The sequence below is a fragment of the Melaminivora jejuensis genome (assembly GCF_017811175.1).
GTDB lineage: Bacteria > Pseudomonadota > Gammaproteobacteria > Burkholderiales > Burkholderiaceae_C > Melaminivora > Melaminivora jejuensis.
In genome coordinates this window covers 428,025-450,802 of sequence record NZ_JACWIJ010000002.1, presented here as the reverse complement: position 1 = coordinate 450,802, position 22,778 = coordinate 428,025, and the positions used below count along the sequence as shown (strand labels likewise).

Here is a 22,778-nt window from a genome sequence, read left to right as displayed (position 1 = left end):
GTGTGTCCGGTTGTTTCTCCCGCGCGGGATTATGGACAGGCGCCGGAGGTGCTCCTGTTGCTGCTGCCCAGCCCTGGCTGCACCCCATGCCGGGCGCAGACCTGTTGGAAGCAATCCAGGGATGCGCGAAATTCACGCCGCAGCCCATCCACGGTGGAGCCGTAGAAATCGGCACCACCGTTGAGGCCCTGGATCTCCCCGCGGAATCGAGCGCTCTCAGGGTCGTATTGCAAGACGGCGGTATAGCCGTCCAGCTCCATCGTGGTCGGGGTGGTCATGGGTGGCGCCCCCAGCCTCAGACCCACGCACACTCGCACGTGAAATGCCGCAGGAACTTCGGCTGCTTGGTGATCCGCACCCCGCGGATGCTGGCGGCCTTGTCCTTGACTTCGGCAATCACCTCGGCGGCGTAGTCGAAGTGGCTTTGCGTGTACATGCGCCGGGGGAAGGCCAGGCGCACCAGCTCCATGCTGTGGAACGTCTCGCGGCCATCATCGCCGCGCTTGCCGAACATGACCGAGCCGATCTCCACGCCGCGGATGCCGCCTTCCAGGTACAGCGCGTTGCACAGCGCCCAGGCGGGGTAGTGCTCGACGGGCATGTCGGGCAGCACGCTCTTGGCGTCGATATAGACAGCGTGCCCACCCGTGGGGCGCACAAAGCCGACACCGGCGGCATCGAGCTTTTCGCCCAGGTATTCGGCGGTGCGCAGGCGGTAGCGCAAATAGTCCTCGTCCATGCCCTCATACAGCCCCACGGCCAGGGCTTCGAGGTCGCGCCCGGCCATGCCGCCGTAGGTCGGAAAGCCCTCCATCATGATCAGGTTGTTGCGCACGGCATCGAGCCACTCGTCGGTACGCAGCACGATGAAGCCGCCGATGTTGACCATGCCGTCCTTCTTGGCGCTCATGGTCGCGCCGTCGGCATACGAGAACATCTCGCGCACGATCTCGGGGATGGACGCGCCCTCGTAGCCCGGCTCGCGCATCTTGATGAACATGGCGTTTTCCGAGAAGCGGCACACGTCCATGATGAAGGGCTTGCCGTATTTCTTGAGCAGCTGCGCATACGCGCGGATGTTGGCCATGGACACGGGCTGGCCGCCGCCGGTGTTGTTGGTGATGGTGAGCATCCCGAACGGGATGCGGTCGCCATCCTTTTTCAGCACCTCCTCGGCGCGCTCCAGGTCGATGTTGCCCTTGAAGGGGTGCAGCGCGGCGGGCTGCAGGCCTTCGGCGATGACCAGATCGAGCGCGGTGACGCCCAGAAACTCCAGGTTGCCGCGCGTGGTGTCGAAGTGGCAGTTGTTGGGCACCACGTCGCCATCCTTGGCAATGGCGGAAAACAGCACTTTCTCCGCTGCCCGGCCCTGGTGCGTGGGCACGAAGTGCGCCATGCCGGTGATGTCCTGGATCGCCTTTTCCAGCCGGTAGTAGCTGCGCGCGCCGGCATAGCTCTCGTCGCCTTCCATGATGGCGCCCCACTGGCGGCTGGACATGGCGCCGGTGCCGGAATCCGTCAGCCAGTCGATCAGCACGTCCTCGGCGCGCAGCTTGAAGACGTTGAGTTTGGCCTCGTCCAGCAGCCGCTCGCGGTCGGCGCGGGTGGTCATGCGAATCGGCTCGACGCTCTTGATGCGAAACGGCTCGATCAGGGTCTTGGGCATGGAGTTCTCCTGGAGTTGTGGTTGCGATGGGGCAGGAAGTTAGGCCGTCCGGCACGGTCGTGGTGTCGGTTTTTCCCAACGCTGGGGCAGAAAAACGCTGTTTGCGGCAGGTCAATCCCGAGTGTTTTATTCGGGTTTGCGCAGCAGGCCTTGCGGCAGGTCAGGCCGGCGCCCGGGCGGGCGGCCTAAGGTGCGCCGTTCAGGGCTTGCGGGTCTGTCGTGCATCTGCCCGGCCCACTCGCCGCCTGGTCTGCGCCGCACTGGCGCGCCCATTGCGCATTCCTGCCTGTCACTTCTGCCTGTTGCTGCTCCCGATGGCCTCTGCTGCTTGCCTTGCCCCTGCCGCCCCTGCCCCCGCCGCCTCCGCCGCGCCGCGCCCCGAGCTGGTCTGCCCGGCGGGCAGCCTGCCAGCCCTGAAGGCGGCCATCGACGGCGGGGCCGATTGCGTCTATCTGGGCCTGCGCGATGCCACCAATGCGCGCAACTTCGCCGGGCTGAACTTCGACGAGGCGGCCATCCAGACCGGCATTGCCTACGCCCACCAGCGCGGCGCCAAGGTGCTGCTGGCGCTCAACACCTATCCGCAGGCGGCCAATCCGGCGCCCTGGCGCCAGGCGGTGGATCGCGCCGCCGCCTGGGGGGTGGATGCCGTCATCCTGGCCGACCCGGGGCTGATGCGCTACGCCTGCCAGCAGCATCCGGGGCTGCGCCTGCATCTGTCGGTGCAAGGCTCGGCAACGAATCACGACGCCATCAACCTGTACCGCGCGCAGTTCGGCATCCAGCGCGCCGTGCTGCCGCGCGTGCTGGCGCTGGAGCAGGTGCGCCAGGTCGTGCAGCGCACCGACGTGGAGATCGAGGTCTTCGGCTTCGGCAGCCTGTGCGTGATGGTCGAGGGGCGCTGCGCGCTGTCGTCGTATGCCACGGGCGAGTCGCCCAACACGCATGGCGTGTGCTCGCCGCCCAAGGCCGTGCGCTGGCAGGAGACCAAGGATGGCGTCCACGCGCGCCTGAACGGCGTGCTGATCGACCGCTACGCGCCGGACGAGAACGCCGGCTATCCGACGCTGTGCAAGGGCCGCTTCGACGTTGGCGACGAAAAGAACTACTACGCGCTGGAGGAGCCGACCAGCCTGAACACGCTGGAGCTGCTGCCGCAGTTGATCAAGATGGGCGTGCGCGCCTTCAAGATCGAAGGGCGCCAGAGGAGCCCGGCCTACGTAGCGCAGGTCACGCGCGTGTGGCGCGAGGCCATCGACCATTGCCTGGCGCAGGGCCATTTGTACGTCCCCAAGACGGCCTGGATGGCCAGCCTTGATCAGGTGGCCGAGGGCCAGCAGCACACGCTGGGGGCGTATCACAGGCCGTGGAAGTGAAGCAAGCCGGCCTGAGAGACTTTCTCCCTCTCCCGCATGCGGGAGAGGAAGCCAGACCCGTCCCGCATCCAAATTCTCATGACACCCCTCAGCACCCCTGCCATGCAACTGGCCCTCGGCCCCCTGCTCTACTACTGGCCGCGCGAGACGGTCTTCGACTTCTACCAGGCCATGGCCGAGACGCCGCTGGACATCGTCTATCTGGGCGAAGCCGTGTGCTCGCGCCGCCACGAGCTGCGCCAAAGCGACTGGATCGACATCGCCCGGATGCTGCGCAGTGCCGGCAAGCAGCCGGTCATGTCCACCATGGTGCTGCTCGAATCGACCAGCGGCGTGGCCGACATGCACAAGACCGTGCGTGACGAGGAATTCCTGATCGAGGCCAACGACATGGGCGCCGTACACAACCTGGCCGGCAAGCGCGCCTTTGTCGCCGGGCCGCAACTCAACCTGTTCAATGCCGACGCGCTGGCCTGGATGGCCGGCCTGGGCGCCAGCCGCTGGGTGGCGCCGCTGGAGATGCGCGGCAGCGATCTGGTACTGCTCAACGCCCAGCGCCCCGCCGGGCTGCAGACGGAAGTCTTTGCCTATGGCCGGATGCCGCTGGCGTTCTCGGCGCGCTGCTTCACTGCACGGCACTACAACCTGCCCAAGGACGATTGCGGCTTTTCCTGCATCCAGCACCCCGACGGGCAGGTGCTGGCCACGCGCGAGGGCGAGGCATTTTTAGTACTCAACGGCATCCAGACGCAATCGGCACGCATCCACAACCTGATCCAGGACGTGCCGCAGCTGGCCGCCGCGGGCGTGGACATCCTGCGCCTGTCGCCGCAGTCGCAGCACATGGCCGGAGTGATCGCCGAGTTCGACGCCGCCCGCCGCGCCGCCGCGCCCGACCCCGCCGCCCTGGCCCGGATGCACGCGCTGATGCCCGCAGCGGCCTGCAACGGCTACTGGCACGGCAAGCCGGGGCTGGAACTGGTCGAGGGGGCAGGGGAGGTTGTGCGATGAGCCTGAAAGGCCGCAGGAATCCATCGCCCACCGCACAACGCACAACGCACAACGAGACCATGTACCACACCGCCCCGCCCGCCCCCTACACCCTGCCCCGCCCCGTGGGCGCCGCCCTGGCGCGGCTGCCGGCCTGGCCGGGTTCGCGTCTGCTGGTCGCGGCCATCAACGTGGCCCTGGCGCGCCACCTGCCCGCCGACGTGCGCGCGCTACTGCAGGGCAAGCGCCTGGCGATCCGCGTGCGCGATGCGCGCCTGGCCTTCGACTTCACCTGGAGCGGCCAGCACTTCGTCGCCAGCCGGGCGCACGCCCAGCCAGACCTGGTCATCAGCGCCAACGCGCAGGACTTTCTGCTGCTGGCGCAGCGCCGGCAAGACCCGGACACGCTGTTTTTCAACCGCCGCCTGGTCATGGAGGGCGACACCGAGCTGGGCCTGATGGTCAAGAACGCGCTGGACGCGCTGGAGCTGCCGGTGCTCGACCCCTGGCACTGGACGCCGCACGCCGTGCTGTCGCGCCGCGCGCCGCAATTGGCGCGGCTGCTGCCGCCGCTGCCGGGCTTTGCGCGCAGGCCGGGGGGTGAGCCGCCCGCAGACTGGCGCGCTGGCGCAGGCGCTGCACCCGCCCGCCCACATCCAACCCCACCCAGGAGCCAGCCATGAGTCCCCTGCCCGCCTCCAACGACGACGAGCACGCCCCCGAGGCGCTGGTCTATTCCTGCTCGGGCTGCTCCAGCGCGGCGCAACTGGCCAACCATGTAGCGCTGCAGATGGATAGGCGCGGCGTGGCCGAGATGTCGTGCATCGCCGGCGTGGGCGGCGACGTGCCCAAGCTGGTCAAGGTGGCCAAGTCGGGCCGCCCCATCATTGCTCTGGATGGCTGCCCGCTGGTGTGCGTCAAAAGCGTGCTGGCGCGCCACGGCGTCGCGCCGGCGCGGCACTACCAGTTGCATCAGTACGGCGTGAAAAAGCGCACGCACCAGGACTTCGACCCAGCGCAGGCGCAGGAAGTGCTGCAGCGCGTCGAGGCCGACCTGCGCAAGCGGCCACTGCAGGCTACGCCGCCGCCGGGCACCAGTCCCGGCACCGACCAGGCCCAGCATGTCTGAGCCGCGCCGCATCATCGTCGGCATCTCGGGCGCCAGCGGCGCCGTCTATGGCGCGCGGCTGCTGCAGGCGCTGCGCGAGCTGGGCGGCGTCGAGACGCATCTGGTGGTCTCCAGCGCCGGCTGGCTGAACCTGCGCCACGAGCTGGACATGGATCGCCCCGCCGTGGAGGCGCTGGCCGATCGGGTGCATAAGGTGGCCGACATCGGCGCGTGCATCGCCAGCGGCTCGTTTGCCGCACATGGCATGGTGGTGGCGCCGTGCTCCATGCGCACGCTGGCGGCGATTGCCCACGGCCTGACGGACAACCTGCTCACGCGCGCGGCGGACGTCTGCCTCAAGGAGCGCCGCCGCCTGGTGCTGATGGTGCGCGAGTCGCCGCTGCACCTGGTGCATCTGCGCAACATGGCCACGGCAACCGAGCTGGGTGCCATCGTCTGCCCGCCCATGCCGGCCTTCTACCAGCGCCCGACCAGCGTGGGCGAGATCGTCGATCACAGCGTCGCCCGGGTGCTCGACCTGCTGGGCCTGGAGCACGCGCTGGCACCGCGCTGGCAGGGCTTGCAGGAGGCAATTTGATAAAAAAATGATAGCTATCATCGCTTGCCTGGCAAGGGTTTCAGTCGTTTTTCACTGAAAAAACCCTCATGCACCGCCACCCCGCCCCCTCTCCCGCGTGCGGGGAGGGCCGGGGCGAGGGGATCGGCAATGAGCGCCGCGCCCGAACCACCCCCTCTCCCCAGACCTCGCCCCAAGAGAGCGAGGAAGTGAAACCCCATGCCCTACCGCGACCTGCGCGACTTCATCACCCAGCTGGAGGCCGCCGGCGAGCTGCGCCGCATCGCCCAGCCCGTCTCCCCGCACCTGGAAATGACCGCCCTGGCCGATCGCGTGCTGCGCACCGGCGGCCCGGCGCTGCTGTTCGAGCAGCCGACCGGCCACTCCATGCCGGTACTGGCCAACCTGTTCGGCACGCCGGCGCGCGTGGCCCGGGCCATGGGCGTGCGCGATCTGTCCGAGGTGCGCGCCTTCGGCGAGGCCCTGGCCCAGCTCAAGGAGCCGGAGCCGCCCAGCAGCGTGCGCGGGCTGTGGCAGCAGCGCGATCTGGTGCGCTCGCTGTGGCACATGACCCCGGCCAGCGTGCGCCAGCCGCCCTGCCAGCAAATCGTGCTGGAGGGCAGCGAGGTCGATCTGGGCCGCCTGCCGGTGCAGCACTGCTGGCCGGGCGATGTGGCCCCGCTCATCACCTGGGGCCTGACCATCACGCGCGGGCCGCACAAGCGCCGGCAAAACCTGGGCATCTACCGCCAGCAGGTGCTGTCGCGCAACCAACTCATCCTGCGCTGGCTGCCGCACCGTGGCGGCGCGCTGGACTTTGCCGAGCACGGCCGCCGGCATCCCGGCCAGCCCTACCCTGTGGCCGTGGCCATAGGGGCCGACCCGGCGACCATCCTGGGCGCGGTGACGCCCGTGCCCGACGCCCTGTCCGAATACCAGTTCGCCGGCCTGCTGCGCGGCGCGCGCACCGAGGTGGCGCCGGCCATCGGCGTGCCGCTGGCGGTGCCGGCGCACGCCGAGATCGTGCTGGAGGGCCACATCCTGCCCGATGCCGAGCATCCCAGCGGCTGGCAGCACGCTTGGGAGGGGCCGTATGGCGACCACACCGGCTACTACAACGAATGCGCCGAGTTCCCGGTGCTCACGGTGCAGCGCCTGACACAGCGCCGGGGCGCGATCTACCACAGCACCTACACCGGCAAGCCGCCAGATGAGCCGTCCATGCTGGGCCTGGCCATGAACGAGCTGTTCGTGCCGCTGCTGCAGCGCGCCCTGCCCGAGGTGCTGGACTTCTGGCTGCCGCCCGAGGCCTGCAGCTACCGCCTGGCCGTGGTGCGCATCAGAAAGAGCTACCCCGGCCACGCCCGGCGCGTGATGATGGGCGTGTGGGGCCACCTGCGCCAGTTTCTGTACACCAAGTTCATCATCGTGGTCGATGAGGATGTCGATGCGCGCCACTGGCCCGACGTGGTCTGGGCCATGACTACGCGCATGGATCCGGCGCGCGACACCATGCTGGTGGAGAACACGCCCATCGACTATCTGGACTTTGCCTCGCCCGTGTCCGGCCTGGGCAGCAAGATGGGGCTGGATGCAACCAACAAATGGCCCGGCGAGACGCAGCGCGAATGGGGCCGCACCATGGCCATGGACGCACAGGTCAGCGCCCGCATGAACGCCCTGGCCGACGCACTGGGGCTGTAGCGCAGCGGCTATCCTGCCGCCATGACCGTCCACCTCACCTTCCTCGGCGGTGCCGGCACCGTCACCGGCTCCAAGTACCTCGTGCGCCACGGTGGCCAGGCGCTGCTGCTCGATTGCGGTCTGTTCCAAGGCTACAAGCTGCTGCGCCAGCGCAACTGGCAGCCGCTGCCGCTGGCCAGCGCCGCCCTCGACGCCGTGGTGCTGACGCACGCCCACCTCGACCACAGCGGCCACCTGCCGCTGCTGGCGCGCCAGGGCTTTGCCGGCCCGGTCTGGTGTACGCCGGGCACGCGCGACCTGTGCGCCATCTTGCTGCCCGACAGCGGCCATTTGCAGGAAGAAGACGCCAACTACCTGAACCGCCACGGCCTGAGCCGCCACAGCCCGGCGCTGCCGCTGTACACCCGGCTGGACGCCGAGCGCAGCCTGGCGCTGCTGCGCACGCAGCCGCTGCACCAGGACTTCGAGCCGCTGCCGGGCTGGCACGCGCGCTTCAGCCGCGCCGGGCACATCCTGGGCGCGGCCAGCGTGCTGCTGCAGGTCGGCGGGCGGCGCATCCTGCTGTCCGGCGACCTGGGGCGCAGCGACGATGTGCTGATGCACGCCCCGGAGCCGCCGCCAGCCGCCGACGTGGTGCTGGTCGAATCCACCTACGGCGACCGCAGCCACCCGCCGGGCACGGTGGCGGACGAACTGGGGCCGGCGCTGGCCCGCGTGGCGGCGCGCGGCGGCGTGGCCGTGGTGCCGGTGTTCGCCGTGGGCCGGGCGCAGACGGTGCTGCACGCCATCACCGAGCTCAAGGCGCGCGGCGCGCTGCCGGCGGCGCTGCCGGTCTTTCTGGACAGCCCGATGGCGGTCAACGCCACGCAGCTGTTCGAGGATCACCTGGGCGAGCACCGCCTGAGCCGCGCGCAGCTGCAGGCCATGGCGCGCGGCACGACGCTGGTGCGCAGCGTCGAGGAGTCCAAGGCGCTGGCGCGTCTGCACGGCCCGCGCGTCATCCTGTCGGCCAGCGGCATGGCCACCGGCGGGCGCGTGCTGCACCACCTGCAGCTGCACGCCGGCGACCACCGCAACATGATCGTCCTGACCGGCCACCAAGCCGGCGGCACGCGCGGCGCGCGCATCGCGGCGGGCGAGAAGAGCATCCGCATCCACGGCCAGGACGTGGCCGTGCGCGCCGAGGTGGTGCAACTGCACACGGCCTCGGCCCACGCCGACGGCCAGCAGGTGCTGGACTGGCTGGCGGCCAGCCCGGGCGCGCCGCGCCAGGCCTATGTGGTGCATGGCGAGCTGGCCGCCGCCGACGCGCTGCGCCAGCGCATCGAGCAGCGCCTGCGCTGGCCAGCGCAGGTGCCCGAGCATGGCGCCACGGTCGTGGTCTGAGGGTCAAAACCGCCTCAAACCCTTGTCAGACAAGCGCTGCCAGCTATCATTTTTTGAAAAACCATGTCGCCCGGCTGCAGCCCGCAAGTCGGCGGCAGGCCGCTCGGGCGGGGCTGCGACAATTCCTGCTGCCCTGAGCCAGCCGCCTGGCGCCGTGGCACCCTGATTGCCAAGTCCATGCCTGCCGAGCTCTTCACACTGCACACCCACTACGACAACCTGAAGGTCAGTCGGGATGCACCGCCGGAGGTCATCCGCGCCGCCTACAAGGTGCTGGTGCAGCGCTGCCACCCGGACAAGTGGGACAACGCAGCCGAAGCCACCTATGCCATGCAGGTGCTCAGCGAGTCGTATGCCGTACTCATGGACCCGCAGCAGCGCCGCGAGCACGACGCCTGGATCCTGCGCGAGGAGCTGCGCCAGCAGACCTGGACGGGCGCCTGGACGACTGCCCCGGCCCCCACCCCGCCGCCACACGAGCCGGCGCCGCAGCCGGCCAGCACCCAGCCGCCTGATGATGCAGATGAGGCGGATGGTGCGAAGCCAGCGCAGCACAAGGTGGCCAGCCTTGGCAGCACGCAGGCAGTCGAGGGCAGCGTCGGCGCACCGCCCCTGGCCCCGGAGCCTGCAGCGCAGACGCAGGCGGTGGTCGTTGCCGCCCAGCCCGGGCCAGCGCAGACCACTGACCCGCCTGCTGCCGAACCACCTGCTGCCGAACCGCCCGCGACGGCAGACCCCGGCACCTCCCCGGAGCCGGAGCCAGAGCCGGAACCTGAACCAAGGCCCGAACCCGCAGCAACGCCGATACCGCCGCCGCAAGCACAGGCCTTCAGCCCCTGTGCCGCAGCCAGGCCCACGCTGTCCCAGCAGCAGACAGCTCCCTTGGCAACCCCGGGTGCTCCCGCAGCGCCCATCCCTCCTGCGGCCAGCCCCGCCCTCTCGCGCCCGCAGTCCAGCCAGCCGCGCCGGGGCCGCAGCCGCCGCCTCGGCCCATGCGGCGGCGCCGATCCGGACTGCGGCCCGAGGTGCTGGTGGCCGTGCTGGCAGCCGCGATCGTCCTGGGCGCGCAACTGTTCTTTGCACCCCCCGAACCGGGCGAGGCGCACGCCCCGGAGGCCCCGCTGTCATCGGCGGACGTACACGACCTGACCCGGCCCGTGCCGCCCCAGGTGCAGGCAGTGACCTACCCCCAGGTCAGCAAGGCGCATCCGGATGCGCGCCTCATCGTCGTCAGCCCCGAATTCGACGCCTGGCGCAAACAGCAAAGCGCCGCCCGCCGGGCGGAGATCACGCGCATCCTCGGCCAAGGCACGCCGGGCGAGGTCATCGCCCTGCTGCATGAGTACAAGCGCCAGCTGCACGACTCCTGAGCACACAAGCCATCGCCAGACACGATGCCTGACACCCATATTTGGCAGCCCACCCCCATCCATTCGCGATGCCAAGGCGCATCACATAGGGCAAAATAGGGGCATCCATCTTCATTCAAGAAGACTGAAAATTACCACCCCGCATGAAACCCGAACGCAGCCTTGCCCGCCGCATCGATCTGACCACGCTGCAACTGTTCGTTGCCGTGTGCCGCACAGGCAGCATTGGCCGGGCGGCGCAGCAGGAGTTCATCGCCGCCTCGGCCGTCAGCAAGCGCCTGGCTGACCTGGAGGCTGCCGTGGGCACGCCGCTGGTCTATCGCCACAGCCGGGGCGTGGCGCCCACGCCTGCCGGCGAAAGCCTGCTGCACCACGCACGCAACGTGCTGCTGGGCCTGGAGCGCCTGCACGGCGAGCTGTCCGAGTACGCTGGCGGCGTGCGCGGCCATGTGCGCGTACACGCCAACATCTCGGCCATCGTGCAATTCCTGCCGGAAGACCTGGGCGCCTTTGCCCGCACGCACCAGCAGATCAAGATCGACCTGCACGAGCGCCTGTCGCCCGAGGTGCTGCAGGCCGTGCAGGAGGGCAGCGCCGACCTGGGCCTGTGCCAGGCGCCCACCGCCGGCTCGGGCAGCGGCCTGGATGGCGCCGTGGCCTGCGGCCTGCAAGCGCGCCCCTATCGCAGCGACGAATTGGTGCTCATCGTGCCGCAAGGCCACGCCCTGCAAGCGCAGGCAGCTATCAAATTTGAAGAAGTGCTGGACTGCGACATCGTCGGCCTGCACGCCGGCAGCTCCATCAGCCTGGCCATGCAGGCCGCCGCTGCGCAGGCCGGGCGACCGCTGCGCCAGCGCATCCAGGTCACCGGGCTGGATGCCATGTGCCGCATGATCGACAACGGCCTGGGCGTGGGCCTGTTGCCCAGCCGCGCCTTTGCGCTGATGCAGGGCCTGGGCCGGCTGGCCGCCGTGCCGCTGGATGAACCCTGGGCGCGCCGCACCCTGGTGCTGGTGGCGCGCGACTTTGCCGCCCTGCCGGCCAGCGCCCGGCTGCTGGCCGAGCACCTGGCGCAGCCGCCCGGGGCGGGCTGCGCCGACATTGGCACCAACACCAGCAACAACACCAGCACCGTTGCCGCTGCTGCCTGACGCCTTTTTCCTTCCCCACCCACGAGACGAGACTGCCATGGGACGCACCCTGTACGACAAGATCTTCGACGAGCACGTCGTCCACACCGAGGACGACGGCACCGCCATCCTCTACATCGACCGCCATCTGGTGCATGAAGTCACCAGCCCGCAGGCTTTCGAGGGCCTGCGCGAGGCGGGCCGCCGCGTCTGGCGCAACAGCTCCATCGTCGCCACCGCCGACCACAACACGCCCACCACCGGCTGGGAGCTGGGCTACGACGGCATTGCCGACCCCATCAGCCGCGAGCAGATCGTCACACTCGACAAGAACATTGCCGAGCATGGGGCGGCGGCCTTCTTCCCGTTCATGAGCCGCCGCCAAGGCATCGTGCATGTCATCGGCCCGGAAAACGGCGCCACGCTGCCGGGCATGACCGTGGTCTGCGGCGACAGCCACACCAGCACGCACGGGGCGTTTGGTGCTCTGGCGCACGGCATCGGCACCAGCGAGGTCGAGCACGTCATGGCCACGCAGACGCTGCTGGCCAAGAAGGCCAAGAACATGCTGGTCAAGGTCGAGGGCAAGACGGCGCCCGGCATCACCGCCAAGGACATCGTGCTGGCCATCATCGGCAAGATCGGCACCGCCGGCGGCACGGGCTACACCATCGAGTTTGCCGGCCAGGCCATTCGCGACCTCTCCATGGAAGGGCGCATGACGGTGTGCAACATGGCCATCGAGGCCGGTGCGCGCGCCGGCCTGGTGGCCGTGGATGACAAGACCATCGACTACCTGCGTGGCCGGCCCATGTCGCCCACGGGCGTCGAGTGGGATCAGGCGGTGGCGTACTGGAAGACGCTGCACTCCGACCCGGACGCCAAGTTCGACGCCGTGGTCGAGCTGCGCGGCGAGGACATCGTCCCGCAGGTCACCTGGGGCACCAGCCCGGAGATGGTGCTGGGCGTGGACGCCCGCGTGCCCGACCCCGACAAGGAAAAGGACGCCACCCGCCGCAGCGCCATGGAGCGCGCCCTGACCTACATGGCCTTGGCGCCGGGCAAGCCGATTGCCGACATCTTCGTGGACAAGGTCTTCATCGGCTCGTGTACCAACAGCCGCATCGAGGACATGCGCGAGGCCGCCGCCGTAGTGAAAAAGCTCGGCCAGAAGGTGGCCAAGAACATCAAGCAGGCCATGGTCGTGCCCGGCTCCGGGCTGGTCAAGGAGCAGGCTGAAGCCGAGGGCCTGGACAAGATCTTCAAGGCCGCAGGCTTCGAGTGGCGCGAGCCGGGCTGCTCCATGTGCCTGGCCATGAACGCCGACCGGCTGGAGCCGGGCGAGCGCTGCGCCTCGACCTCCAACCGCAATTTCGAGGGCCGCCAGGGCGCGGGCGGGCGCACGCACCTGGTCAGCCCGGCCATGGCGGCAGCGGCAGCCATCCACGGCCATTTCGTCGATATCCGCAAATTCGCCTGAAAGGACACAGCGCCATGGAAAAATTCACCATCCACCAGGGCCTGGTCGCGCCCATGGATCGCGAGAACGTCGATACCGACGCCATCATCCCCAAGCAATTTCTGAAGTCCATCAAGAAGACGGGCTTTGGCCCGAATCTGTTCGACGAGTGGCGCTATCTGGATCAGCCCGGCCAGCCCGGCGTGCCGGAAGCCGAGCGCCGGCCCAACCCGGATTTCGTGCTGAACCAGCCGCGCTATCAGGGTGCGAGCATCCTGCTGGCACGGCAGAACTTCGGCTGCGGCTCCAGCCGCGAGCACGCGCCCTGGGCGCTGCAGCAGTACGGCTTTCGCGCCATCCTGGCGCCCAGCTTTGCCGACATCTTCTTCAACAACTGCTTCAAGAACGGCCTGCTGCCCATCGTGCTGCCACAGGGCGTGGTCGATCGGCTGTTCAACGAAGTCCATGCCTTCCCCGGCTACGAGCTGACCATCGACCTGGAGCGCCAGGTCATCGTGCAGCCGCAGGGCGAGGAGATCCCGTTCGAGGTCAACGCCTTTCGCAAGTACTGCCTGCTGGGCGGCTATGACGACATCGGCCTGACGCTGCGCCACAAGGACAAGATCGCCGCCTTCGAGGCCGAGCGCCTGGCCACCAAGCCCTGGCTGGCGCACACCATGGCAGCGTAGGAAGGCCACCCCTCGCCCCACTCCTCTCCCTCACGTGGGCGAGGGAGTGAAATATATATAAAAACTGCCTCAAACCCTTGCCAGTCAAGCGTGAGCAGCTATCAATTCAATAATTCACAGAGAAACCAAACCATGAAAATCGCAGTTCTGCCGGGCGACGGCATCGGCCCCGAGATCGTTGCCGAGGCCGTCAAGGTGCTGGGCGCCCTGGATCTGAAGTTCGAGCTGGAGTCCGCCCCGGTGGGCGGCGCGGCCTACGAGGCCGCCGGCCATCCGCTGCCCGAGGCCACCTTGAAACTGGCCAGCGAGGCCGACGCCATCCTGTTCGGCGCCGTGGGTGACTGGAAGTACGACACGCTCCAGCGCCACCTGCGCCCTGAGCAGGCCATCCTGGGCCTGCGCAAGGCCCTGGGCCTGTTCGCTAATTTCCGCCCGGCGATTTGCTACGAGCAGCTGGTGGGCGCCTCCAGCCTCAAGCCCGAGCTGGTCGCCGGCCTGGACATCCTGATCATCCGCGAGCTGACGGGCGACATCTACTTCGGCCAGCCGCGCGGCCGGCGCCAGGCCACGGACGGGCACTTTCCCGGCGCCGAGGAAGCCTTCGACACCATGCGCTACACGCGCCCCGAGATCGAGCGCATCGCCCGCGTGGCCTTCGAGGCGGCACGCAAGCGCAATAAAAAAGTGACCAGCGTGGACAAGGCCAACGTGCTGGAGACCTTCCAGTTCTGGAAGGACGTGGTCACCGAAGTCCACAAGGACTACCCGGACGTGCAGCTGGAACACATGTACGTGGACAACGCCGCCATGCAACTGGTCAAGGCGCCCAAGGCCTTCGACGTGATCGTCACCGGCAATATGTTCGGCGACATCCTGAGCGACGAGGCCTCCATGCTCACCGGCTCCATCGGCATGTTGCCTTCGGCGTCGCTGAACGACAGAAAGCAGGGCCTGTACGAGCCCAGCCACGGCAGCGCGCCCGACATCGCCGGCAAGGGCGTGGCCAATCCGCTGGCGACCATTTTGTCGGCGGCCATGATGCTGCGCTTCTCGCTGGGCCAGGCCGAGGCGGCCGAGCGCATCGAGACCGCCGTCCAGGCCGTGCTGGCCCAGGGCCTGCGCACGCCCGACATCTGGAGCGAGGGCACGAGCAAGGTCGGCACGCAGCAGATGGGCGATGCGGTGGTCAACGCGCTGCGCTGAGCGCGCGTTAGCCATCCCCGGGGCCGGTCATTGCCGGCCCCTTAAAATACCCCTCCATGACTGTCGCTCACCTGCGTCCCCCAGGAATGCCGCCCGCACCAGCGGGCCTGGCGGGCGACTTTCTTCCTCCACCAAAACCACGACCATTACGGGCTGACCCAGCTCCGGCATCGTCGTGCGCCCTTCCGGCCAGACGAGCCGGAGCCGAAGAAAGGCAGCCGCCGGTCGCGTGCGCACTGTTTCTTCAACCTCGTACAAGGGCATTTCAAATGAGCAAGCAACTGGTAGGCCTCGTCGGCTGGCGCGGCATGGTCGGCTCCGTGCTGATGGATCGCATGGTCGCCGAAGGCGACTTCGAGCTGATCGAGCCGGTCTTCTTCTCCACCTCCAACGCCGGCGGCAAGGCGCCCGCCATGGCGCGCACGCACACCCAGCTCAAGGACGCCAATGACGTGGCCGAGCTGGCCAAGTGCGCCATCGTCATCACCTGCCAGGGTGGCGACTACACCAAGGAGGTCTTCCCCAAGTTGCGCGCGTCCGGCTGGCAGGGCCACTGGATCGACGCCGCCAGCGCGCTGCGCATGGAAGGCGACGCCGTCATCGTGCTCGACCCGGTCAACGAGGGCCTGATCCAGCAAAAACTCGCCGCCGGCGGCAGGAACTGGATCGGTGGCAACTGCACCAACTCCATCCTGCTGATGGGCCTGGCCGGGCTGTTCAAGGCCGATGCGGTCGAGTGGGTCAGCTCCATGACTTACCAGGCAGCGTCCGGCGGCGGCGCCAACCACATGCGCGAGCTGCTCAAGGGCATGGGCGTGATCCACGGCGCAGTGGCCGACGAGCTGGCCACGCCTTCCTCGGCCATCCTGGACATCGACCGCAAGGTCGCCCAGACCATCCGCGAGGACGTGCCCACGGAATTTTTCGGCGCGCCGCTGGCCGGCGGCCTGATCCCCTGGATCGATTCGCAGCTCGACAACGGCCAGTCCAAGGAAGAGTGGAAGGGCCAGGCCGAGGTCAACAAGATCCTGGGCACCGAGAGCGCTATCCCCGTCGATGGCCTGTGCGTGCGCATCGGCGCCATGCGCTGCCACTCGCTGGCGCTGACCCTCAAGCTGAAGAAGGATTTGCCTTTGCCTGAGATCGAGACGCTCATCCAGGGCGGCAATCCGTGGGTCAAGTTCGTCGCCAACGAGCGCGCGCTCACGGTGCAGGAGCTGACCCCGGCCTCCATCACCGGTGGCCTGCAGATCGGCGTGGGCCGGGTGCGCAAGCTGAACATGGGGCCGCAGTACATCTCCGCCTTCGTGATCGGCGACCAGCTCCTGTGGGGCGCCGCCGAGCCGCTGCGCCGCATGTTGCGCATCCTGCTGGCCGCCTGAGGACGCGGGCGGTGCCCGGGCGCACCGCCTCGGCGCCGGGGCCACGTGGTTACCTGCAGTTACGCCACGTTGTCCCCGGCCAACAAGAAAAACCGCTTTCCAGCCACCCCCCGCAAGGGCCGGCGCCAGGCGCGAGGCCTCAGCTTGTCAGTGCAAACCGTTGCTGATATGGTGCTTTGGACATATTTGTAGACGCGGGCGCCGCTTTTCGGCATAGCACTAGAACAATCGCCAATCCCGGCACCACTTACACAATCAGTCGCACACATGCATCGCTGGAATCTCTCCGTCCTGGCCACCGCAGCCCTGTTGTCTGCCGGCCTGTATGCCACCGATGCCAATGCCCTTGCCCTGGGACGCCTGAACGTCCAGTCCGCATTGGGCGAGCCCCTGCGGGCCGAAATCGACCTGCCCCAGATCACGCCTGCCGAGGCCGATTCCCTGCGCGTGGCGCCAGCCAGTCCCGACGTATTTCGCGCCCAGGGCGCCGAATACTCGCCAGCCGCGCACAGTGTCCAGATCCAATTGCAGCGCCGCCCCGACGGCAGCATGTATCTGCGCCTGAGCAGCGCCCGCCCGATCAACGAGCCCTTTGTGGATCTGGTCATCGATGCCAACTGGAGCTCCGGGCACATCGTGCGCAGCTACACCATGCTGCTCGACCCGCCGGCGCTACGCCGTCCGCAGGCAGCCACTGCTGCCCCGCAGTTTCAGCCCCAGGCGCCGCGCCCGGCAACGCCCGCACAGGCGCCAGCGCGCACCGAGCCTCCAGTCCGCAGCCGGCCAGCACCGGCCCTGCCGGCCCCTGCCCCAGCGGCTGCGGAGCAGTCCGCTGCCAGCGGCGAGGTGACAGTGCGCAGCGGCGACACCGCCGGACGCATTGCCGCTGCACATCGCCCGGCAGGCGCATCGCTTGACCAGATGCTGGTGGCCATGATGCGCAGCAATCCGGACGCCTTCATCGACGGCAACGTCAACCGCCTGCGCGCCGGCACCGTACTGCAGCTGCCCGACGCAGCCCAGGCCCAGGCCACGCCAGCCGCCGAAGCCCGGCGCATCGTGGCAGCGCAAAGCCGCGATTTCAACGAATTCCGCCGTCGCCTGGCCCAGGCTGCGCCCTCCAGCGCCACCGCTGCCGCCGACCGCTCGGCCAGCGGCAGCGTCCAGACGCAAGTGCAGGACAGCCGCCCAGCCCAGGCCAGCCCGGACAAGCTCACCCTGTCCAAAGGCAGCGTGAGCGCCGCCAGCAACGACGAGAAGCTGGCCCAGAGCAAGCAGGCCAGCCAGGACGCACAGCGCATGGCCGAGCTGTCGCGCAACATCTCCGAACTCAATCAGCTCAGCCAGGGCTCAGCCTCTTCCACACCTTCCTCCTCGCCCTCTGCCGCCGCCGGCACCGCTGCAACACCCGCCGAGCCAGCCGCCCCAGCCAGTGCTGCAGGCCCTCTGGCCATCCCCGCAACCGGCGAGGCCGCACCAGTCGCCCCACCAACCTCTGATGAGCTGCCGGACAGCTCCGCCGCGCCTGCCGCCGCCCCGGACGAGCCCCCTGCCGCCGACGAGGCCCCAGCCGAGGCCGCAGCGCCCAGCCCGGAGCAGCCGCCCGCTCCTGCTCCAACCCCTGCAGTCAAGCCGCCGCCACCGCCGCCCCTCAAGAGCCCAGCTTCTTCGACTTCCTGACGGAAGACCCGCTGCTGGCCGGCGGTGCGCTGGCGCTGCTGCTGGCGTTGATCGGCTATGGCGGCTGGCGCGTGGTGAAGCAGCGCCGCGCCAATGCCTTCCCGGACAGCTCCATCATGGACAGCCGCAAAGGCCCGGATACCTTCTTCGACACCAGCGGTGGCCAGCGCGTGGACACGGCGGCCAACAGCGAACTGAGCACCGGCGCCTCGTCCTCCATGACGTACTCGCCCAGCCAGCTCGATGCCGGCGATGTCGATCCGGTGGCCGAGGCCGATGTCTATCTGGCCTATGGCCGTGATCTGCAGGCCGAGGAAATCCTCAAGGAAGCACTGCGCCATTACCCCGACCGGGTCTCCATCCCCGTCAAGCTGGCCGAAATTCACGCCAAGCGCCAGGATCGCCGGGCGCTGGAGGTGGCAGCCGGCGACGTGCTGCGCCTGACGGGCGGCAAGGGGCCGGACTGGTCGCGCGTGGCCGAACTGGGGCGCTCGCTCGATCCGACGAACTCCCTGTACCAGCCCGGCGCTGCAGCAGGCACTGCCACCGCAAGCGCCGGCGCAGCAGCAGCAGCAGCAGCAGCCCCTGCGGCCCCTGCGGCCCCGGACTCGGAGCTGCCCGACCTGGATCTCGACCTGGACTTCGATCTGGATCTGCACGAGGCGCCCGCCACCGCCCTCCTCCCAGTTCGTTTGCCGCAGCCGCAGCCGCCCAGACAGCGCAGGACAAGGCAACTCCAGACCCCGCTCCCCTCCAGCCGCCAGCAGCCGCAGCGCCAGCGCCACTTGAGCCGCCGCAGGACGCTGCAGGCCTGGATCTGGAGCTGGGCGATCTTGATCTGCCAGGGGGGCAGTGGGAAGCCGAGCAGCCGGCACCAAGCCCCGCCGCCGAGCCGATCGGCGCCCCGCCGCCACCGATCAGCGAGCCTTCGCCGCTGGATCTGGACGACATCGGCCTGACGTTCACGGATTCGGCCCCGGCCCCGCTGGAGCCCAGCCCCGAGCACGAGCCGCCGTCGTCCGAGCCCGCTGCGCTGGAGTTCGACCTGGGCGACCTGACGCTCGACCTGGGCACACCCAGCCGCCCGGCCAGCCTGCCCGAGCAGGACACGCTGAATGTGGATCTGCTCGACACCACCCTGGCGACATCCCCATGCCCGACGACCCGCTGGCCACCAAGCTGGCGCTGGCCGAGGAATTCAACGCCATCGGCGACAGCGAGGGTGCCCGCTCCCTGGTCGAGGAAGTGATCGCCGAGTCCAGCGGCGACCTGCGCGCCCGTGCCCAGCGCCTGCTGGCCACGCTGTCCTGATCCCGCCCTGCCGCCTGCGCCCCAACCTGATGCGCCTTGCCCTGCCGCGTGCCTGCGGCCCCTGCCGCAGCGCCGGCCCGCAGGAGCTGCCATGAGGGTGGCCCTGGGCGTGAGCTACAACGGCCAGGCCTATCGCGGCTGGCAAAGCCAGCCGGATGGCCAAACCGTGCAGGATCACCTGGAAGCCGCCCTGGCGCGCTTTGCCACCCAGCCCATCCATACCCTGTGCGCCGGGCGCACCGATGCCGGCGTACACGGCCTGATGCAGGTCGTCCACTTCGACACCGCCATCGACCGGCCAGCGTTCTCCTGGGTGCGCGGCAGCAACACCTTCTTGCCGCCGGACATCGCCGTGCAGTGGGCGCAGATCGTGCCCGCTGCCTTCCACGCCCGGGCCAGCGCCACCGGGCGGCGCTACGCCTATGTGTTGCTGCAGTCCAGCGTGCGCCCCAGCGTCGAGGCCGGGCGCGTCGGCTGGGTGTTTCGCCCGCTCGATGAAGCCGCCATGCGCGCCGGCGTGCAGTACCTGTTGGGCGAGCACGACTTCAGCTCGTTTCGCGCCGCCGGCTGCCAGGCCAGGACGCCCGTCAAGACGCTGCGGCGCATCGACATCGCGCGCCGGGGCCTGCCGGATGGCGCCGACGGTGCAATGCTGCACGGCGTGCAGCCCTGCTACTGGCGCTTCGACTTCGAGGGCGACGCTTTCCTGCACCACATGATCCGCAACATCATGGGCTGCATCGTCGCCATCGGCCAGGGCCTGCGCCCGCCGCAGTGGATGGCCGAGGTGCTGGCCGCGCGCTCGCGCGATGCGGCAGCGCCTACCTTCGCACCCGACGGCCTGTACTTCCTGGGGCCACAGTACGACGCCGCCTGGGGCCTGCCCACGCACACGGCTGCTTATCATTGGCTGCCATGAGCAGCCCCCAACAACCACCCCGCCACGCACGCGGGTGAAGATCTGCGGCCTGACGCGCGAGCAGGACGTGGATGCCGCCGTCGCCCTTGGAGCCGACGCCATCGGCTTCGTGCTGTACGCCAGGAGTCCGCGCGCCGTAAGCGCCCAGCGCGCCGCCGAGCTGGCGCGGCGGCTGCCGCCCTTCGTCACTCCGGTGCTGCTGTTCGTCAATGCTTCTGCTACCGAAGTAATAGCTGCCAGCGCTTGTGTGGCGGGCGCTACAGTGCAATTTCATGGTGATGAAACGCCCGAGGACTGCCTGCGCGCCACAGATGGCGGGCGCATCCCCTTCATCCGTGCGGCGCGCATTCCCCTGGGAGACGCGGGCGCGCGCTTTGACCTCCTAGAATACGCCGGGCACTATCCACAGGCCCGCGCCATCTTGCTCGACGCTCTGGTCGAGGGCTATGGCGGCGGGGGCAAGGCATTCAATTGGTCACTTCTTCCACCCGCCGTCGGCTGTCATCTCGTTTTGTCTGGTGGACTCACGCCTGCAAACGTGACCGATGGCATCGCCCAGCTCAGACCGCGCTGCCAGTCGCTCGCGGTTGACGTCAGCTCCGGCGTGGAGGCCACAGCCCCCGATGGCTCGCTGCTGCGGGGCATCAAGGACGCCGGCAAGATCTCCCGCTTCATCGCCGCCGTGCGTGCGGCCGATGCGGCAACTGCCCACACAAATTCATAAATGTCCAGCACCTACCAACAACCCGACGCCGGCGGCCACTTCGGCCCCTATGGCGGCAGCTTCGTCAGCGAGACACTGACGCACGCCATCCACGAGCTGCGCGCAGCCTATGCGCGCTATCAGAACGACCCGCAGTTCCAGGCGGAATTCCGCAGCGAGCTGGCGCACTACGTGGGCCGGCCTTCGCCGGTCTATCACGCCGCGCGCACCAGCCGCGAGCTCGGCGGCGCGCAGATCTACCTCAAACGCGAAGACCTCAACCACACCGGCGCGCACAAGATCAACAACGTCATCGGCCAGGCCATGCTGGCCAAGCGCATGGGCAAGCCGCGCATCATTGCCGAGACCGGCGCCGGCCAGCACGGCGTGGCCACGGCGACGATCTGCGCGCGCTACGGCCTGGAGTGCGTGGTCTATATGGGCGCCGAGGATGTCAAGCGCCAAAGCCCCAACGTCTATCGCATGAAGCTGCTGGGCGCCACCGTGGTGCCCGTCGAATCGGGCAGCAGGACGCTCAAGGACGCGCTCAACGAAGCCATGCGCGACTGGGTGGCCAACGTCGATCACACCTTCTACATCATCGGCACCGTGGCCGGCCCGCACCCTTACCCCATGATGGTGCGCGACTTCCAGAGCGTCATCGGCCAGGAGTGCCTGACGCAGATGCCGGCCATGCTGGCGCAGCAGGGCATCGCCGCCGAGCAGCCCGATGTGGTCATCGCCTGCGTGGGCGGCGGCAGCAACGCCATGGGCATCTTCCACCCCTACATCCCGCACACCGGCACGCGGCTGATCGGCGTCGAGGCCGCCGGCGAGGGCCTGGACTCGGGTCGCCACTCGGCCAGCCTGCAGCGGGGCAGCAGCGGCGTGCTGCACGGCAACCGCACCTTCATCCTGCAGGACGACAACGGCCAGATCACCGAGACGCACAGCATCAGCGCCGGCCTGGACTACCCCGGCGTCGGCCCCGAGCACGCCTGGCTGCAGGAGATCCGCCGCGCCGAGTACGTCGGCATCACCGACGCCGAGGCGCTGGCCGCCTTTCACCACCTGTGCCGCACCGAGGGCATCATCCCGGCGCTGGAGTCGAGCCACGCCTTCGCCCACGCCCTGAAGCTGGCCCCCACCATGACGCCTGAGCAATCCATCCTGGTCAACCTGTCCGGGCGCGGCGACAAGGACATCGGCACCGTGGCCGACCTGTCGGGCGTGGACTTCTACGACCGCCCCAGCACGCGCGGCCACGCCGTCAAGGGAGGAGCCAAGGAATGAACCGCATCGAAGCCACCTTCAGCGCGCTGCAGCAGGCCGGGCGCAAGGCACTGATTCCCTATGTCACGGCAGGCTTTCCGTTTGCCGACATCACGCCGGCGCTGATGCACGGCATGGTCGAGGCCGGCGTCGATGTCATCGAGCTGGGCGTGCCGTTTTCCGACCCCATGGCCGACGGCCCGGTCATCCAGAAGGCCGGCGAGAAAGCCCTGTCGCTGGGCGTGGGCCTGGCGCAGGTGCTGGAGATGGTGGCCACCTTCCGCCAGCGCAACCAGAGCACGCCCGTGGTGCTGATGGGCTATGCCAACCCGCTGGAGCGCTACGAGCAGCAGCGCGGCAAGGGCAGCTTTGCGCGCGACGCGCAGGCCGCCGGCGTCGATGGCCTGCTGATCGTGGACTACCCGCCCGAGGAATGCGTGGAGTTCGCCGCCGAGCTGCGCGCCCACGGCATCGACCTGATCTTCCTGCTGGCGCCCACTTCGACGCCCGAGCGTATGCAGCAGGTGGCGCGCGTGGCCAGCGGCTACGTCTACTACGTCTCGCTCAAGGGCGTGACCGGCTCGGCAGCGCTCGACACCGAGGAAGTCGCAGCCAAGCTGCCGCAGATCCGCGAGCACGTGAAAATTCCCGTCGGCGTGGGCTTTGGCATCCGCGATGCGGCCACCGCCCAGGCCATTGGCCGCGTGGCCGACGCCGTGGTCATCGGCAGCCGGCTGATCCAGTTGCTCGACGGCCAGCCGCACGAGCGGGTGGTCGGCATCTCGGTCGATTTCCTGCGCCAGATCCGCAAGGCGCTCGACGCGCCGGCGAGCGACGACACCAAGAGGTAATC

At 68.9% G+C, this 22,778-nt stretch carries 21 protein-coding genes and 2 pseudogenes; 21 read left to right on the top strand and 2 right to left on the bottom strand.

Annotated elements, in window-relative coordinates:
• Positions 1–29 precede the first annotated feature (29 nt).
• Both IDM45_RS02375 and IDM45_RS02370 read right to left on the bottom strand, forming a co-directional pair.
• Positions 30–278, bottom strand: a complete 249-nt coding sequence (locus tag IDM45_RS02375) for a type II toxin-antitoxin system HicB family antitoxin (RefSeq protein ID WP_209421477.1) — start codon at positions 276–278, stop codon at positions 30–32.
• A gap of 17 nt (positions 279–295) precedes the next feature.
• The gene (locus tag IDM45_RS02370) at positions 296–1,666 is read right to left on the bottom strand and encodes a tryptophanase (protein ID WP_209421476.1); all 1,371 of its coding nucleotides are present in this window, start codon (positions 1,664–1,666) and stop codon (positions 296–298) included.
• 314 nt (positions 1,667–1,980) lie between these two features.
• On the opposite strand from IDM45_RS02370, the gene ubiU reads away from it, so the two are divergent.
• The 21 genes and pseudogenes from ubiU to trpA all read left to right on the top strand — a co-directional run bounded on the left by ubiU (position 1,981) and on the right by trpA (position 22,776).
• The gene (gene ubiU, locus IDM45_RS02365; RefSeq protein WP_209421475.1) at positions 1,981–3,042 is read left to right on the top strand and encodes a ubiquinone anaerobic biosynthesis protein UbiU; all 1,062 of its coding nucleotides are present in this window, start codon (positions 1,981–1,983) and stop codon (positions 3,040–3,042) included.
• Between the two features lie 102 nt (positions 3,043–3,144).
• The gene (locus IDM45_RS02360; protein ID WP_209421474.1) at positions 3,145–4,053 is read left to right on the top strand and encodes a U32 family peptidase; all 909 of its coding nucleotides are present in this window, start codon (positions 3,145–3,147) and stop codon (positions 4,051–4,053) included.
• Between the two features lie 59 nt (positions 4,054–4,112).
• Positions 4,113–4,616 (top strand): annotated as a pseudogene (ubiT, locus tag IDM45_RS02355) (ubiquinone anaerobic biosynthesis accessory factor UbiT); the annotation flags it as partial.
• A 95-nt stretch (positions 4,617–4,711) separates the two neighbouring features.
• Complete coding sequence (locus IDM45_RS02350) at positions 4,712–5,161, top strand: putative zinc-binding protein (RefSeq protein ID WP_209421472.1); 450 nt, start codon at positions 4,712–4,714, stop codon at positions 5,159–5,161.
• Positions 5,154–5,738: a UbiX family flavin prenyltransferase gene (locus tag IDM45_RS02345; RefSeq protein ID WP_209421471.1), complete on the top strand. Its 585-nt coding sequence runs from the start codon at positions 5,154–5,156 to the stop codon at positions 5,736–5,738. Before IDM45_RS02350 ends, IDM45_RS02345 begins: the two co-directional genes overlap by 8 nt.
• Positions 5,739–5,936: 198 nt before the next feature.
• Entirely contained in the window at positions 5,937–7,421 is a 1,485-nt protein-coding gene (gene ubiD, locus IDM45_RS02340) for a 4-hydroxy-3-polyprenylbenzoate decarboxylase (RefSeq protein ID WP_209421470.1), read from the top strand.
• A gap of 21 nt (positions 7,422–7,442) precedes the next feature.
• Positions 7,443–8,807, top strand: a complete 1,365-nt coding sequence (locus IDM45_RS02335) for an MBL fold metallo-hydrolase (RefSeq protein ID WP_209421469.1) — start codon at positions 7,443–7,445, stop codon at positions 8,805–8,807.
• Between the two features lie 63 nt (positions 8,808–8,870).
• Positions 8,871–9,188 (top strand): annotated as a pseudogene (locus tag IDM45_RS18205) (J domain-containing protein); the annotation flags it as partial.
• Between the two features lie 611 nt (positions 9,189–9,799).
• A complete protein-coding gene (locus IDM45_RS17430; RefSeq protein ID WP_233457462.1) occupies positions 9,800–10,177 on the top strand; it encodes a hypothetical protein in 378 nt (125 codons plus the stop codon).
• A gap of 143 nt (positions 10,178–10,320) precedes the next feature.
• Positions 10,321–11,328: a LysR family transcriptional regulator gene (locus tag IDM45_RS02320; protein WP_209421466.1), complete on the top strand. Its 1,008-nt coding sequence runs from the start codon at positions 10,321–10,323 to the stop codon at positions 11,326–11,328.
• 37 nt (positions 11,329–11,365) lie between these two features.
• Complete coding sequence (leuC, locus tag IDM45_RS02315) at positions 11,366–12,787, top strand: 3-isopropylmalate dehydratase large subunit (protein WP_209421465.1); 1,422 nt, start codon at positions 11,366–11,368, stop codon at positions 12,785–12,787.
• Positions 12,788–12,801: 14 nt separating this feature from the next.
• Entirely contained in the window at positions 12,802–13,455 is a 654-nt protein-coding gene (leuD, locus tag IDM45_RS02310; protein ID WP_209421464.1) for a 3-isopropylmalate dehydratase small subunit, read from the top strand.
• 132 nt (positions 13,456–13,587) lie between these two features.
• The gene (leuB, locus tag IDM45_RS02305; protein ID WP_209421463.1) at positions 13,588–14,658 is read left to right on the top strand and encodes a 3-isopropylmalate dehydrogenase; all 1,071 of its coding nucleotides are present in this window, start codon (positions 13,588–13,590) and stop codon (positions 14,656–14,658) included.
• Between the two features lie 269 nt (positions 14,659–14,927).
• Positions 14,928–16,040 carry an aspartate-semialdehyde dehydrogenase gene (gene asd / locus IDM45_RS02300; protein ID WP_209421462.1) on the top strand — a complete coding sequence of 371 codons (1,113 nt, stop codon included), beginning with the start codon at positions 14,928–14,930 and terminating at the stop codon, positions 16,038–16,040.
• A 267-nt stretch (positions 16,041–16,307) separates the two neighbouring features.
• Positions 16,308–17,720 (top strand): type IV pilus assembly protein FimV, encoded by a 1,413-nt coding sequence (locus IDM45_RS02295; protein ID WP_209421461.1) that lies wholly within the window; start codon positions 16,308–16,310, stop codon positions 17,718–17,720.
• A 71-nt stretch (positions 17,721–17,791) separates the two neighbouring features.
• Entirely contained in the window at positions 17,792–18,679 is an 888-nt protein-coding gene (locus IDM45_RS17425) for a type IV pilus assembly protein FimV (RefSeq protein ID WP_233457461.1), read from the top strand.
• Positions 18,680–18,872: 193 nt separating this feature from the next.
• A complete protein-coding gene (locus tag IDM45_RS17420; protein ID WP_233457460.1) occupies positions 18,873–19,031 on the top strand; it encodes a FimV/HubP family polar landmark protein in 159 nt (52 codons plus the stop codon).
• Positions 19,032–19,122: 91 nt separating this feature from the next.
• Positions 19,123–19,950 carry a tRNA pseudouridine(38-40) synthase TruA gene (gene truA / locus IDM45_RS02285; protein WP_209421460.1) on the top strand — a complete coding sequence of 276 codons (828 nt, stop codon included), beginning with the start codon at positions 19,123–19,125 and terminating at the stop codon, positions 19,948–19,950.
• On the top strand, positions 19,841–20,674 hold the full coding sequence (locus tag IDM45_RS02280) for a phosphoribosylanthranilate isomerase (protein WP_209421459.1): 834 nt from the start codon (positions 19,841–19,843) through the stop codon (positions 20,672–20,674). Before truA ends, IDM45_RS02280 begins: the two co-directional genes overlap by 110 nt.
• On the top strand, positions 20,675–21,946 hold the full coding sequence (gene trpB, locus IDM45_RS02275; protein WP_209421458.1) for a tryptophan synthase subunit beta: 1,272 nt from the start codon (positions 20,675–20,677) through the stop codon (positions 21,944–21,946).
• Entirely contained in the window at positions 21,943–22,776 is an 834-nt protein-coding gene (gene trpA / locus IDM45_RS02270) for a tryptophan synthase subunit alpha (RefSeq protein WP_209421457.1), read from the top strand. Before trpB ends, trpA begins: the two co-directional genes overlap by 4 nt.
• Positions 22,777–22,778 lie beyond the last annotated feature (2 nt).